The sequence below is a fragment of the Pseudomonas sp. TWI929 genome (assembly GCF_039673335.1).
In the GTDB taxonomy this organism is placed as follows: domain Bacteria; phylum Pseudomonadota; class Gammaproteobacteria; order Pseudomonadales; family Pseudomonadaceae; genus Aquipseudomonas.
Map to the genome: position 1 here is coordinate 1 of NZ_JBDJLK010000005.1, position 14,672 is coordinate 14,672.

The following is a 14,672-nucleotide window of genomic DNA, read 5'->3' on the forward strand; positions in this document are numbered from 1 at the left end:
ACGGTGAATGGCAGCTTGTGCTCCCACACGTGCTCAAGGCACCTCCGGCATTCAGCTTGCCATTCACCGCTCTCACTCCAGATTCTAATCCCCTCTCAAGACACAAGCGGCCTTGCGTCGCGATTGGGCTGCAAAGCAGCCCCAGCAATTTCTGCATCTGCGCTGAAACCCCGGGGCTGCTTTGCAGCCCAATCGCGACGCAAGGCCGCTCCCACAAGTACTGCGCATGCCTTCAAGGCAACGCCGGCCAACTGCCCCACCGTTGCCGCCTATTTTCCGTTGCGGGTGTGGCGTGCGAGCAGAATCTTGATGCATACAAGCAGCGGTGCCGCCACAGCAAACAGCACCACCACGGCATTGAACGCCATATCGAAGGCGATGACTGCCGACTGCCCCGATACAGCCCGCCCCAGCAAAGCCACCGAAGCGCGACCCGCAGCCACGGCATCCATGCCCTTGCTCCCCAGCATGGCAGTGATGCTGCCAAGCCGTTCGATGACGGCTGTCGCCCCACCGGTGACATAGGTACCGAGGACTGTCGCGTTGATGACCAGCTGATGGTCGATGAGCGTTTGCAGCCCAGCAACACCCATCAGCCCCCCTAGCTGGCGACCGACATTGAACAAGCCGATCCCGCTGGCCAGGTTCTCCGGCGCCAGCTCAGCAAACGCGATCAAGGTGATGGAGAGAAACAGGAAACCCAGGCCAAGACCGCGTAACAGCACGCCAGCCATCATGTCGTGCGCACCGCTTTCACTGGTCGAGCCCGACAACATCCACATGCCGAGCATGATCAGCAGGATGCCGAACGGCACCGTGGCGAATGGCGCGACGCCACGGGCCTGCATGAGATAAGCCGCCAGCAGCAGCGCACCGACGAACAGCGCACCGCTGGGCAACAGCAAAAAGCCCGCGTCCGTAGGCGTGAAGGCAAGCACTGACAGGGCAAAAGCCGGGATCAGGTATGCGCTGCCGAACAGCGCCGCCCCTGCGACGAAACTGACGATGAAGGCAAACGTGAAATCGCTGGATTTGAACAACGTGAAATCGAGCACACCTGGATTGCGCGCCAGCATCTGATGGCCAAGAAAAAACAGCAGTGCGGCAATGCCCAGCACCGCTCCCACGATAATGTGCGGTTCCTCGAACCAATCCCAGCGGCTGCCCTGGCTCAGCACATACGCAAGGCAGCAAAGACCAGTGAACGCCAACACCAGGCCGACGCCATCGGACCTTCGCGAGGTCGGCATGGCGATCTTGGGCAAGCCTGCAATCAGTAGACAACCCAATGCTGCAAGCGCCAATGGCACGACGCCGAAAAAGATCCAGGTCCAAGACTGACTGTCGATCAACCACCCTTGCAGGGCAGGCGCCAGAGTTGCGGGCGCAACGACCGCGCCCATGGCGAAAAAGGCCTGAAGAATGGGTTGCTGGCCTCGTGGGCAGACAATAAATATCAATACCTGCCCGCTCACCAACAACACGCCGCCCGCCAGCCCCTGGAACACGCGAAGCACGATCAACAGGTCCAGGTTCACCGTGAACGCGGTGACAGCGCAAGCCAGGCCCATGACGAAGGTCGCGGCCATGATCACATCGCGAGGCTGGAAGCGTGCCAGGAACCAGGACGCACTCATGAAGCCTATGAGTTTGCAGGCGGTGTAACCCACATCCAGCCAGGCAAATTCATCTGGCGTTGCATACGTGTCCCCCAGCATGTCGTTGCGGCCGAGCGCCAGCACACTGCTGGCAATGGCTTCGGTCAGGGCGGCGAGGATGATGCCGGCAATCAGCAACACGCCTTGAGCGGAGCGGCCATCAACGGGCACAACGACCTGGGGTTTGGGGACGGCGACATTCACGAGCCACCTCCGACCTCAACCTCGACCCGCGCCGAAAGCCCCGGCACGATGCGCCCAGGCAGCGGGTTCTGTGCCAGGCGGATCTTCACCGGCACCCGTTGCACTACCCGCACGAAGTTGCCCGTTGCATTGTCTAGCGGCAGCAAGCTGAACGCTGCCCCGCTGCCCGGTGCGAAACTGTCGACCACCCCTTCGAGCACGTCATCCGGATAACCGTCGATCATCACCTGTACCCGCTGCCCCGGCTGGATATGTTCGACCTGGGTTTCCTTGAAGTTTGCCACGATCCATACATTGTCGACCGGCACGACATCCAGCAATGTTCCACCCGGCGTAACGAACCGACCGACACGTACCTGCCGGTTGCCGACGATACCCGATACCGGGGCACGCACGACCGTGTGCTCCAACTCGATCCGGGCAAGGTCACGTGCGGCGTGCGCCTGGGCGATTGCCGCCACGGCCGACTCACGCTGGGCCATCAACACGGCAATACGCTGTTGCTGGGCGTCGAGCGTGGCCGACGCGGCTGCTACCGTCGCCTGGGCGCTGGTGCGGGCGGCGTCGGTCTGGTCGACCACCGACTGGCTGACAGCGCTGAACACGATCAACTTGCGGCTGCGCTCATGGGTTTTGTTAGCGAGGCTGCGCTGTGCGACCGCTGATTGCACGCCGGCCGCAGCCTCGCGAATCTGCGCGCGTTGCAACTGGGCTTCGGCCTCGATGTTGGCCAGGCCGGCTTCAGCCGCCTTGACGTTGGCCTCGGCTTGAGCCAACTGTGCCCGGTAGTCCCGGTCATCGATCCGAAACAGCACATCCCCCGCCTGTACGCGTTGATTGTCCTCGACTTCTACGGCAACCACGTAACCCGCCACTTTCGCAGCAAGCGAAGTGACATCCCCTCGTACATAGGCATTGTCGGTAAAGGTTGCGTTGCTCGACCGGGCAATGACCCAGCCAGCGACAAGGACTGCCAGAGCGACCAGGCACAGCAGAATTCCAATCCGCTTTCTGCTGTTGGGCCTCGCCACTAAAGCCCCGGTAGCCCCGGTGCTGTCGCCCGTAGCGACAGTATCCTCGAGCGTATTCATGTGCTGCAGTCCTGCTTTGTGCGCCTGGTGGTCGTCACCCGCCAGGCGCCGTGGATTGAGACGTCGCTCATTTCGCGCTGGGGGTGACCAGTTCCGTTTCGGTGCTGTCGAGCACGAACACAGCCATCAGCCGAGCGGGCTTGGTATCGCTGGCATTGGCGCTCACGGCGTGAAATGCGCCAGGTGCCTCATACCAGTTCTCCCCTGCTTTGTAGGTTTTCTCCGGCTCCCCATTGACGCTGCTACGCACCTCTCCCTCCAGCACGGTCGCGTAGATGAACGCAGACTTCGGATGGCGGTGGGACGGCGACGCCGCACCCGGGGCATAGTCGACGATCACACCTCGCATGCTCTTGCCAGGCACGTTCGGCAATGGGTGGTCAAACACGATCGAGACCTTGCTTGCCGGGCGCTCATCGGCCGACACCGAAGCGATGGAGAGGGCCGCGATCGCCGCGGCGCAGAGAATTCGAGTGAACATGGCGTACTCCTTGTGGAGAATGTTTCGATTGGGGGCAGATGCTTGGTCAGGACTGTGCGAGCCAATCCTCGAAGTGAACACGGCCGAGACGCGCGTCACTACCGGGCGTCAGCGACCTGTCATCAAGCTCGGCACCGAAGTAACGGGCGTGCACGTCAGGGACGACCTTGCGCGTATCGCCTGTCAGCCTCAGGAAGCGTCGGACCAGTTCGTCCAGTGGCATGGCCTCGGGGCCAGCCACTTCAAGCGTGCCGTTGGCCGGCGTTGCAAGCACCACATCGACCAGCGCTGCCGCCACGTCGACCGAGGCCATGGGTTGGATCAGCGCTGGCGAAAGCTGAACTTCGTCGCCGACGGTGGCCGCCTGGGCAATGCCGCCGACAAATTCGAAGAACTGCGTGGCACGCAGCAGGGTGTAAGGAATGGCAGACGCCTTTATCAGCGCCTCTTGTGCGACCTTGGCACGGAAGTAGCCGTTTTCCGGCAGGCGCTCGCAGCCGACGATCGACAGCGCGACATGGTGGCGAACACCAGCCGCAGCCTCGGCGGCCAACAGGTTGCGGGTGGCGGTCTGGAAAAACTCCAGCACGGCCTGGTCCTCCCAGGACGGTGCGTTGGCGACATCGACGACCACATCCGCACCGTCCATCACCGCTGCGAGCCCTTCACGAGTAATACTATTGACGCCTGTGCTGGGCGCTGCGGCTACGGCCTCATGGCCGCGCTCACGCAGGTCTTTGACAAGTTTTGAGCCAATGAGGCCTGTGCCTCCGATGACGACGATCTTCATGGGGTCTCTCCTCTTCTCGACCGCAACCATTGCCGTCGACGTAGGAGAACAATGCGCCCATGCCTGCTGTAAGTCCTTGCAGGGGGATTGGATTTACCTTCAGGAAGGCTTGGATTTGCGTCCAACCCGCACAGCGGGCGGCCCATGGGCCGTGCAGCCCGTATCACGCTGCCGTATCATCAACAGCGGACACTATTTAGCAATCGCCTCGGACACGATGCCTAAGGCGCTCGGCCAGAGGACAAGACGTTGCAATTCGTGTTTGAGGATTATGTGCTCGATCAACAGCGCCGGGAATTAACCTTGCGTGGGCAGGCCGTGACCATCGGTCCGCAAGTCTTCGACCTGCTGCTTCAACTGGTCAGCAATCATGATCGAGTGATGAGCAAGGATGAGTTGCTGCAAACAGTGTGGGGCGGGCGGGTCGTCTCCGAGTCGACAGTCACCAGCCATATCAATGCGGTTCGCAAGGCCATTGGCGACTCCGGAGAGGAGCAACGCCTGTTACGCACAGTCGCCCGCAAGGGGTACCGCTTCGTTGGCATGATCCAGGAGGTGAAGGAACTCGACTGGCCTCTCGTCGAAGCATCCGCAGCGGCGGAAAGCGAAAAAGCCAATGAGCCAGCCCTCGCGCTTCCGGACAAGCCGTCCATCACCGTCCTGCCCTTCCAGAACCTCAGCGGCGACCCTGAGCAGGACTATTTTGCCGACGGTGTTGTCGAAGACATCATCGTTGCCCTCTCCAGAATCCGTTGGTTGTTCGTGATCGCCCGCAATTCCAGCTTTGCCTTCAAGGACCGTCGCGTTGACATCAAGGATGTGGGCCGGGAGTTAGGCGTGCGTTATGTACTGGAAGGTAGCGTGCGCAAGGTCGGTAACCGGGTACGCATCACTGGCCAACTGATCGACGTCACCAGCGGCGCACACATTTGGGCAGAGCGCTTCGAAGGCATGCTGGACGACATTTTCGAGCTTCAGGACCAGGTTGCAGCAAGCGTGGTAGGCGCCATCGCGCCGCAGCTTGAGCGTGCGGAGATCGAACGCGCGAAGCGCAAGCCTACCGAAAGCCTATGCGCCTACGACTATTACCTGCGCGGCACCGCGAAGCTACATAACGGCACTCGCGAGGCAGTGGAAGAAGCGCTATCGCTATTCTACAAAGCCATTGAACTCGATGCAGAGTTCGCGTCGGCCTATGGCATGGCTGCGTGGTGCCATTTCTGGCGCAAACTGAATGGCTGGATGCTTGATCGCCCGCGGGAGATTGCCGAGGGCGCGCGCTTGGCGAGATTGGCGGTGACGCTCGGCCGCGATGATGCCGTGGCCCTGACGCGGCCCGGGCATGCATTGGGTCATCTGGCCGGAGATCTCGATGGCGGGATTGCCCTGCTCGACAGGGCACGGCTGCTTAACCCCAATCTCGCCCCTGCCTGGTACCTTGGGGGCATACTGCGGGCTCTACGCGGCGAGGTAGAAGTCGCGATAGAAAACCTGACCCATGCCGCCCGCTTGAGCCCTCTAGACCCAGAAATGTTCAGGATGCAGGTCGGGATGGCGCTTGCGCACTTTTTTGCCGAACGCTTCGACTGTGCGCTGAGCTGGGCTGAAAAGGCCTTGGGGAACCTGCCCAGCTTGCTTGCCGCGAGTGTATTGATTACAGCCAGCCATGCCCTCAGCGGGCGGCAGGACGAGGCTAGCCAGGCACTGGTACAGCTGCAACAGTTGGACCCAAACCTGCGGATATCCCAACTGAGAGACTGGCTACCCATCCAACGAGACGAAGACCTTGCCCGACTTGCTGACGGGCTTCGGCTGGCAGGTCTAGCGGAATAAAGGCGCCCGCCCCAAACGGCCTGAGGGCGCAGAACCGGGTTAATGATGAAGCCTAGCCAAGACTTGATGCCAGTCAGTCAAGACTGCTCCCACCCCTATTGCACTGAATTCAAGCCGTGCGCCCTATCTGTGAGAGTTGGCTTGACGGCGATGGCATCACGGAGGCGTGTGCCGAGCACTACGCCTTGTGTTTTGAGGCTATGCAGCAAGGCAGCGCCCTGGGATTCGATGGCAAGCTGTTCGATACCTGCAATTTCCGCGAGGGCGTTGAGGTGCTCGTGCCCGGTGAGCGACTGTTGTTGCAACGACACCACCAGGGCATAAGCCAAGGGGGCAAGGCGCGAGAAGTGGATGTTCAGATCTGCGCCGCGGCGGGCCAGTAATAACGTAGGCTCGACGGGTGCTTGCAGCGGTATGTGGTCGGGGCCGATATGGCTGACCGGCCAGGCATATGCCAATGGCACGGCGAGGCTGGACAGCACCGGTATGCCATCAAGTAAATCGCCCTCTGGATCATGAGGCAGCTCGGCACTGTCGCTGAGCAGTAGTACGCTCTCGATCCATTCGTAATGGGCCAACTCGGCAACCCAACCGGGCAGATCGACGCGGGCCTCCAGATAATTGACCCACTCCCCGGCCACCTCAGTGAACAGGGGGGTCTTGCAGCGATGGAAGGCGTAAAAATCTGAAGTAAGCGACTGCCATTGCTGCTTCGCCAAGCTGGCGCATAACACCGGGAATCCGCCGGCCAACAGCGATTGCACGTTACCCAGGAACAATTGCCGATACACCGCCAGACGCCGGGTTTCGATACCGGGTGGCGGCGCGTTGGCGCTCGGGTCGCGAATGTAGCGGGTCATGCATAATTGCTGCTCTCGCAAGGTCTCATCCATAACGCACCTCCTGCGATCGGGCAGTCGCTTGCACGTCACGAATGTATTGCACTTCACCGAGCAACTCGGCCAGTGGCGGGAAGTTGAAGTCGCGCTCCAGCAAGGTCGGCACCGGGCCCACGTGCTGATAAACGCTGGCCAACAGGCGCCAGACATCATCTTCCACAGCCGCACCATGCGTATCGATTTTCAGGTCCGGTGCTTCGTCGTAATGCCCGGCCACATGCACGCACACCACACGCTCGGCCGGCACGCGCGCAAGGAACGCAGCAGCGTCATAGCCATGGTTGCAAGCGTTGACGACCAGGTTGTTGACATCCAGCAGCAGGTCGCAGTCAGCCTCATCCAGCACCGCACGCAGGAAGTCGATCTCGCTCATCGCCTGGTACGGCGCCGCGTAATAGGAGATGTTTTCCACGGCGATGCGCCGACCCAAGGCGTCCTGTACCTCACGGATGCGTCCGGCGGTATGACGCACGGCCTCGTCGGTGAACGGCATGGGAATCAGATCATACAAATGACCGTCATCGGAGCAGTAGCTCAGGTGCTCGCTGAACAACGGTACATCGTACCGGCCGAGAAACGCGCGGATACGCTTTAGAAATACGTGATCCAACGGCTCGGGGCCACCAAGGGACAGTGACAGGCCGTGACAGGACAACGGGAAACGCTCGGCCAGGCGAGCCAGGTTTTCGCCATAGCTGCCACCAACGCCGATCCAGTTGTCCGGCGCACATTCGAGGAAATCCACTGCTCCTGCATCCATCTTCAGCAGCTCTGGCAGCAATGAACGACGCAAACCGAGCCCTGCGCCCTGCAGGGTAAGTAAAGTACTCATAGGTGCCCTCCCTAGGGCCATGTTCCCTCCCCGGCCAACGACACGGGGAGGACATCGGCGATGGTCAGTTCTTGGCCTGGCTCAACTTGCCGTACAGGTCGGAAGGGAATGGCTTGCCGTTTGCGTCGAATTGATTTTTGCGGAACTGATAGACCTCGCCCTCGGAAAGGAAACCGTCGTGATTGGCATCGATGGCCTCGAACTCGGCATTGGCCTTCGGGGCTACGGCCAGCAACTCTGTGCGCGAGACACGACCATCATGGTCGGCGTCAGTACGGGCGAAGGAGGCGTCGCCGCATTTGCCCTCACCGCACTTGCCTTCGGACTGGGTCGCTTTGGCTTGGGCGCCTTTGGCGCCGCACTTGCCCTCACCGCACTTACCTTCGGACTGGGTCGCTTTGGCCTGGGCGCCTTTGGCGCCGCACTTGCCCTCACCACATTTGCCCTCGCCGGCCTTTTCTGCGGAAGCGAGCTGGTAGCCTTGGGGGAGCGCTTCGACGGCAAAGGCTGCAGAGGTCATGTTGATACCACCGACCAAGGCTACAGTGAGCAGGCCGAGACGGGTCTTATTGGGGAACTGGAAACGAGACATAGTGCTTCTCCGGATATCAATACGATTGGGCCTCAGGGCCGAAAGAGCCAGGGAACGAGGCCCATGGGCCGTTTCGTTCGGGCCGGTTCATTTGGCCCCAGGCATGTATCCGAGAAGTATCCGGAGAGAGAGGCAATTGTAAGCAAAGGCCGAGAAGCGAGCAGCGAGATACAGAGGGATACATTCGACACACGGGAAACATCTGCCGCGACGGCCATATGACCCGGGGCATTACCGTATTGCCAGTAGCCTTGACTGACTGGCATTCGGCCTTGCCGGTAAAGCGATGCCCACTGTTCTCGGCTTACCTGTGCCTGAGCACCGGCAACCGCACCAACGACCACCCCGCTTCGGACTCCGCCAACGCCAGGCGAATACCATCGCGCGGCAAAGTGTTCAACAACGCATGCGCCAAGTCACCGACCATCCAATTGGCCGTGTTCGAGGCTATTACCCGCCCGTCCGCGGAAATCAGCACCGCCTCATGCTCCAGGCGCATGAGGCTGCGTACCAGCAGGCGCTCGACATTGTGCAACGACAGGTCCAGCCCGGCGACACCGATGAACCGGCCTTGCACCTCGATCGGCATGGTGAAGGTCAGCACGTACATGTTGGTGCCGTACAGGTCCACGTAAGGCCCTTCGACCACGCTCTTACCAGTCTTCATCGGCCGGCTGTACCAGGGCATTTCGGTGTAGTCGTAGTAGTTTTCGCGGCGCCGGTCGAAGTTCGGCCGTAGCGGCAGGGTCTTGCCGCCGTCGGCCAGGTACCACCATTCCAGGTGCATCTCGCGGTCGGCCAGGCCGTTGGGCTCGACGATGATGCCGCCGCCGCAGCCAAAGGCACCGGTGGTTAGCAACTGCTGGTCGATGGCCGGGCGCAGGGTCGCCAGGTCCTTGGCACTCGGCTGGCGGCCTTCGGCCAACACCCGCTCCCATAACGCTCGGGTTTCTTCCACCAGCTGGCGGACCTGGCCGAAGATGGTTCCCAGGGTGTGGTCCAGCTGCTGGGCACAGGCTGACAGCGGGTCGTTGTCGCTCAGGGCAAACATGGCATTACCTCACGCAGGTACAGCTTTGTTGTTATGTACGGCTCAGTCCTGCCCGTCGGCCAGCAGCTCCAGACGCAGGCTGATCAGGCGCTTGATGCCACGGCTGACATGGGCTTCGGCCAAGGCGCCCGCCAGCACCGCATCGCCAGCGACCAGCGCCTCCAGAATCGCCCGGTGCTCGTGCTCGACCACCGTCACGTCACCGCCGCCAGCGGCCTCCATCCACAGCAATTCGCCAACTTCCGACTGCAGGCGCATTTCTGCGCTGGTTAGCCGTAGCGACTGGGCGGCGGCGGCCACTTCGATATGAAAACGCGCATCGGCGCGGTGCCGGGCCAGGCGCGAACTGGCCTGGCTGAGGGTTTCGATATGCTGGGCGATGCGCGCCTGCTGCTCCGGCGAGCTGCGCTTGGCGGCCAGGCGCGCCGCAGTACCGGAAATTGCGGTCTGTTCATCACCCAGGTCACGCAGGTCGGGGCCGCTCATGTCGCGCAGGCGCTGCAGCAGCAATGCTTCGGGCAGCTCCACCGGAGTGCAGACAAAGCTGCCGCCATTGCGCCCACGGCGGGTCTCGATCAAGCCACGCTGGCGCAGCACCACCAGCGCTTCACGCAGGGTCACCGTGGCCACGCCCAATTGCAGGGCCAGTTCCGATTCACTGGGCAGTTGCTGCCCTTCAGCGAACATCCCCAGCTCGATCGCTTCCACCAGGCGGCGCGCCACTTCATCGGTCCGCCCTTCCTGGCGCAACCGGATGAAGGCGGTGTTACGAGCACTATTCAGGGCAGTCATTGCCTCTCCCTATCGAGCATTGCCAGGCTTGGCGCGGGCCTGGGCTAAAAGGTTCAGTTTCGCATCTTATAGTGAACGGGCCAGCGCCCGATACCGATTGACGGGCCATTCTACCGCCTGGAAGTGGCTTTTCGCAGTGGTTGGCAAACTAAAAATATTAAGATATGGTTTCATAGGTTTAGATTTCTACCAATAAGACCGACCAAGGAATCCGCCATGCAAACCAAACTCCTGATCAACGGCCAGTTGGTCGACGGGCAAGGCAGCCCGTACGCCGTGTACAACCCGTCCGAAGGCACCGTGCTGGTGAATATCGCCGAAGCCAGCGCTGCCCAGGTGGATGCCGCGGTGCAGGCCGCCGACCAGGCCTTCGCCGGCTGGTCGCAGACCGCACCCAAGGATCGCGCCCAGCTGCTGCTCAAGCTGGCCGACCGCATCGAAGCCGAAGCCGCCACCCTCGCCCGCCTGGAGTCGCAGAACTGTGGCAAGCCGTACCAGGCAGCACTGAACGACGAAATCCCGGCCATCGCCGACGTGTTCCGCTTCTTTGCCGGCGCCAGCCGTTGCCTGTCGGGCTCGGCCGGTGGCGAGTACCTGCCGGGCCACACCTCGATGATCCGCCGTGACCCACTCGGCGTGGTCGCCTCCATCGCGCCGTGGAACTACCCGCTGATGATGGTGGCCTGGAAACTCGCCCCCGCGCTGGCCGCCGGCAACTGCGTGGTGCTCAAGCCTTCCGAGCAAACCCCGATGACCGCCCTGGCGCTGGGCGAGATCATGGCCGAGCTGTTCCCTGCCGGCGTGGTCAACATCCTCTTCGGCCGCGGCCCGAGCGTTGGCGAGCCGCTGGTCAACCACCCTAAGGTGCGCCTGGTGTCGCTGACAGGTTCCGTGGCCACCGGTGCACGGATCATCGCCAGCACCGCCAGCAGTGTGAAGCGCACCCACATGGAACTGGGTGGCAAAGCCCCGGTACTGATCTTCGACGATGCCGACATCGACGCCGCGGTCGAGGGTATCCGTGCGTTCGGCTTCTACAACGCCGGCCAGGACTGCACCGCGGCTTGCCGCCTGTATGTCCAGCAAGGTGTCTACGAGCAGTTCGTGAGCAAACTGGGCGAAGCGGTGGCCAGCCTGCGCATGGGCCTGCAAGACGACCCGGAAACCGAACTCGGCCCGCTGATCACCCGCGAGCACCTGGAGCGCGTCGAAGGTTTCGTCGAACGCGCCAAGGCCCAGCCGCACATCCGCCTGGTCACCGGTGGCCATCGAGGCGCAGGCGACGGTTACTTCTTCGCGCCGACCGTGCTGGCCGATGCCCGCCAGGACGACGAGATCGTCCAGCGCGAAGTGTTCGGCCCGGTGGTCAGCGTCACCCCGTTCACCGACGAAGCCCAGGCCCTGGCCTACGCCAACGACTCCGACTACGGCCTCGCCTCTTCGGTGTGGACCCGCGACGTCGGCCGCGCCAACCGCCTCGCTGCGCGCCTGCAATATGGCTGCACCTGGGTCAACACGCATTTCATGCTGGTCAGCGAAATGCCCCACGGCGGCATGAAGCAGTCGGGCTATGGCAAGGACATGTCCATGTACGGCCTTGAGGACTACACCTGCGTGCGCCATGTGATGTTCAAGCACTGATTGTCGACTTTGGTCATAAAACATATAAAACCATAGGCAATATGGCATGGGTTCTGCTTTCACCCGTGCCCAAGCCTGAAACCAGCCGTCAACGTTACCTTCCGGCACAAGCCGGGGGTTCGGGCTTACGAGGTGTGTCACCATGCTTATCACCGGCATCAAAAGCCGCCCGGTCTATGACCAGCTGCGGCCCATGGCAGGCGGCCTGCGCCACCTGATCGCGGGCCAGGGCAGCGGCGGCGCGGCCATGCTGCGCCTGATCGCGGACATGTCCACTGCGCAGCGCGCGCACAGCACCCTGCTCTACTCCACCGAGTCGTTCTCCGGGCACGACCACCTGCAGGCCCTGCAAGCCGCAGAAGCGGCCGGGCTGGAAGTGTTCCCCAGCAACCAGGCGTTGATCGCCGCCCTGCGCGAACGGCTGGGCCTGGCCCACATGGGCACCCGCCTGTACCTCAGTGGCTCGGAAAGCTTCATCGGCACTGCCATGCAGGCCGCCAATGCGGTCGACCTGAACCGCGACGAAGTGCTGCGCGAGCACAGCGGCACCCTGGTCCGCCGCGTATGGTGCGCGCACTGCGACACCTACACCGAGAACGTCACCCAGCGCGTGTTCACCTGCCCCGGTTGCCAGCTCGACCTGGTGGTGCGCGACCACTATTCCCGCCGCCTGGCCGCCTTCCAGGGCATCAAGGCCGATGGCGAAGTCCCGGGCGAACTGCCAGCAGCCGAGGAGCTCGACACATGAATACCCATAACGGCACCCTCAGCGTGCGCGTCGCCCGTATCGAAGCGCTCACCCCGGAAATCACCCGCTTCACCCTGGTCGACCCGGCCGGCAAGCACCTGCCGGCGTTTTCCGGCGGCAGCCACGTGGTGGTGGTGGTCGAAGACGGCGACAAAACCCACCGCAACGCCTACTCGCTGATGAGCTCGCCCTACGACTCCAGCGCCTACCAGATCGCCGTACGCCGGGTCAGCGATGGCCGTGGCGGCTCGCGCTACCTGCATGACCGGGTAGCTGAAGGCGACCTGCTGCAGATCCTGCAGCCAGCCAACCTGTTCCCGCTGGCCAAGCATGCCCGCCAGCACGTGTTCATTGCCGGCGGTGTCGGCATTACCCCGGTGTACTCGCAACTGGAAGAGTTGCAGCTCAAGCAGTCCACCTTCGAGCTGCACCTGGCCGTGCGCGGCCCAGAACACACGGCCCTCGGCCTGGAACTACAGGCACGTTACGGCGAGCGCGTGCACCTTTACGTGCAAGGCGTGGATGCGCGCATGGACATCCGCCACATCCTCGAAGGCCGCCCACTGGGCAGCCACGTGTATGTCTGCGGCCCGGACAGCATGATCGACGACACCCTCGACAGCGCCCACGCCCTTGGCTGGACCGACAGCCACATCCACTACGAGCGTTTTGTCGAGCAGGGCTCCAGCGGCCAGCCATTCAGCGTCACCCTGGCGCGCCAGGGCGTAACCATCGAGGTGCCGGCCGAACAGTCGCTGCTCGAAGCCGCCGAACAGGCCGGCTACAAGGTGCCCTACCTGTGCCGCGGCGGAGCCTGCGGCTACTGCGAAACCGAAGTACTGGACATCGATGGCGAACTCGACCATCGCGATGACTGGCTCAGCGAGGAAGACAAACTGAGCAAGCGCAAATTCATGCCCTGCGTATCCCGCGCCAACTGCAGCCGCCTGGTCGTAGACCTCTGAGACAGGAAAACAACATGACCGTATTCAAGCCGATCGAGACCTACGCCGACGCAGGCCAGGGGCACACCTACAAGAACAGCCGCGAAGCCGTGCTGCGCCTGCCCTTCCCCTATCCGGAAGACCAGTACATGTACTCGATGAACGTCGAGCCGCACGTGCCGTTCGGCACTGGCGCACTGCGCGGGCAGTTCGACATCGACGAACACTACATCTCCGAATGCCACCACCGCGCGCACACCCTCGACAGCCAGCCGGGCGTGCACTACGCCGCCCTGCCGCACATGATGGAAGCCCAGTGGGACCTGCTGGAGCTGCTGATGGAGTCGTACTCGCGCGACTACCCCGAGCACTTCACCCTGGAGAAGAAAGGCAGCCAGTGGCACTGGATCAACCGCCCGCTGCAGATCGACCAGACCTTCACCTTTGGCGACGCCAGCACCCTGCCGATGGAGCCGATGGAATACATCACCCGTCAGGCCCAGGGCGAATTCATTCTCCTCGAAGAGCGTGACGACACGCTGGTGATGGGCGCCGGCATGGCTACCCAGCGCGCCGACTACTCGCTGCGCTTCAACCTCGGCATGAGTTTCATGGAGTTCCATGGCCCGGTGCCCAAGCTGCATGAGATGGGCATTCTGCAACGGGCGCTGAAGTTCCTTCTGCGCCTGCGCCCTGGCCACCCGGTACGTCGCACCAACTGGTCGATCACCGTCAACCCGCGCCTCGAAACCTCCGCCGAAACCCTGCCCGACTGGGCGCCGGAGCGCACCACCGTCACCGCCGAGAACGCCGGCCAACTGGTCAACCTGCGCATCGAGCTGCAGCCCCTGCACCGCCTGCCGCGCAGCAACGCCGTGCTGTTCCCGGTGCGCACCTACCTGGTCAGCCTGCAGGAACTGGCCGAGTTCGCGCCACAGTGGGCCAAGCGCATGCACCGGGTGATCCGCGACCTCGACCAGGAACTGGTCGACTACAAGGGCTTTACCCGCTACCGCGATGCCATGGTCAGCTGGTTGTCGCAGTACGACGACGGCACCCCGGTCGACGAAAGCCAGCAGTAACCCGTACCCTGCGCGCGCCGGCCACCGGCGCGCG

14 protein-coding genes are annotated in these 14,672 nt (G+C 62.6%); 5 read left to right on the forward strand and 9 right to left on the reverse strand.

Annotated elements, in window-relative coordinates; genetic code table 11:
* Positions 1-269: 269 nt before the first annotated feature.
* The 4 genes from ABE456_RS03895 to ABE456_RS03910 form a co-directional block, all read right to left on the reverse strand.
* Entirely contained in the window at positions 270-1,862 is a 1,593-nt protein-coding gene (locus tag ABE456_RS03895; RefSeq protein ID WP_346642793.1) for a DHA2 family efflux MFS transporter permease subunit, read from the reverse strand.
* On the reverse strand, positions 1,859-2,953 hold the full coding sequence (locus tag ABE456_RS03900; RefSeq protein ID WP_346642794.1) for an HlyD family secretion protein: 1,095 nt from the start codon (positions 2,951-2,953) through the stop codon (positions 1,859-1,861). Before ABE456_RS03900 ends, ABE456_RS03895 begins: the two co-directional genes overlap by 4 nt.
* A gap of 67 nt (positions 2,954-3,020) precedes the next feature.
* On the reverse strand, positions 3,021-3,434 hold the full coding sequence (locus ABE456_RS03905) for a cupin domain-containing protein (protein WP_346642795.1): 414 nt from the start codon (positions 3,432-3,434) through the stop codon (positions 3,021-3,023).
* A 46-nt stretch (positions 3,435-3,480) separates the two neighbouring features.
* Complete coding sequence (locus ABE456_RS03910) at positions 3,481-4,224, reverse strand: SDR family oxidoreductase (RefSeq protein WP_346642796.1); 744 nt, start codon at positions 4,222-4,224, stop codon at positions 3,481-3,483.
* A 249-nt stretch (positions 4,225-4,473) separates the two neighbouring features.
* On the opposite strand from ABE456_RS03910, the gene ABE456_RS03915 reads away from it, so the two are divergent.
* Positions 4,474-6,057 (forward strand): winged helix-turn-helix domain-containing protein, encoded by a 1,584-nt coding sequence (locus tag ABE456_RS03915; RefSeq protein ID WP_346642797.1) that lies wholly within the window; start codon positions 4,474-4,476, stop codon positions 6,055-6,057.
* 95 nt (positions 6,058-6,152) lie between these two features.
* Here ABE456_RS03915 and ABE456_RS03920 read toward each other — a convergent pair whose 3' ends face one another.
* From ABE456_RS03920 to ABE456_RS03940, 5 genes are all read right to left on the reverse strand, one after another.
* Entirely contained in the window at positions 6,153-6,950 is a 798-nt protein-coding gene (locus ABE456_RS03920; protein WP_346642798.1) for a putative DNA-binding domain-containing protein, read from the reverse strand.
* Positions 6,943-7,788 (reverse strand): DUF692 domain-containing protein, encoded by an 846-nt coding sequence (locus tag ABE456_RS03925; protein ID WP_346642799.1) that lies wholly within the window; start codon positions 7,786-7,788, stop codon positions 6,943-6,945. The genes ABE456_RS03920 and ABE456_RS03925 overlap by 8 nt, the downstream gene beginning before the upstream one ends.
* Before the next feature lie 64 nt (positions 7,789-7,852).
* Entirely contained in the window at positions 7,853-8,380 is a 528-nt protein-coding gene (locus ABE456_RS03930; RefSeq protein ID WP_346642800.1) for a hypothetical protein, read from the reverse strand.
* A 304-nt stretch (positions 8,381-8,684) separates the two neighbouring features.
* Positions 8,685-9,431 (reverse strand): cache domain-containing protein, encoded by a 747-nt coding sequence (locus ABE456_RS03935; RefSeq protein WP_346642801.1) that lies wholly within the window; start codon positions 9,429-9,431, stop codon positions 8,685-8,687.
* Positions 9,432-9,473: 42 nt separating this feature from the next.
* Entirely contained in the window at positions 9,474-10,223 is a 750-nt protein-coding gene (locus ABE456_RS03940) for an FCD domain-containing protein (protein ID WP_346642802.1), read from the reverse strand.
* Positions 10,224-10,439: 216 nt separating this feature from the next.
* Here ABE456_RS03940 and ABE456_RS03945 point away from each other — a divergent pair, with 216 nt between their 5' ends.
* The 4 genes from ABE456_RS03945 (at position 10,440) to ABE456_RS03960 (ending at position 14,638) form a co-directional block, all read left to right on the forward strand.
* Positions 10,440-11,864 (forward strand): gamma-aminobutyraldehyde dehydrogenase, encoded by a 1,425-nt coding sequence (locus ABE456_RS03945; protein ID WP_346642803.1) that lies wholly within the window; start codon positions 10,440-10,442, stop codon positions 11,862-11,864.
* Positions 11,865-12,006: 142 nt separating this feature from the next.
* Positions 12,007-12,612 carry a dimethylamine monooxygenase subunit DmmA family protein gene (locus ABE456_RS03950; RefSeq protein WP_346642804.1) on the forward strand — a complete coding sequence of 202 codons (606 nt, stop codon included), beginning with the start codon at positions 12,007-12,009 and terminating at the stop codon, positions 12,610-12,612.
* Positions 12,609-13,577 (forward strand): PDR/VanB family oxidoreductase, encoded by a 969-nt coding sequence (locus tag ABE456_RS03955; RefSeq protein WP_346642805.1) that lies wholly within the window; start codon positions 12,609-12,611, stop codon positions 13,575-13,577. Before ABE456_RS03950 ends, ABE456_RS03955 begins: the two co-directional genes overlap by 4 nt.
* A 14-nt stretch (positions 13,578-13,591) precedes the next feature.
* Positions 13,592-14,638: a DUF3445 domain-containing protein gene (locus ABE456_RS03960; RefSeq protein WP_346642806.1), complete on the forward strand. Its 1,047-nt coding sequence runs from the start codon at positions 13,592-13,594 to the stop codon at positions 14,636-14,638.
* The last annotated feature ends 34 nt before the right edge of the window (positions 14,639-14,672 follow it).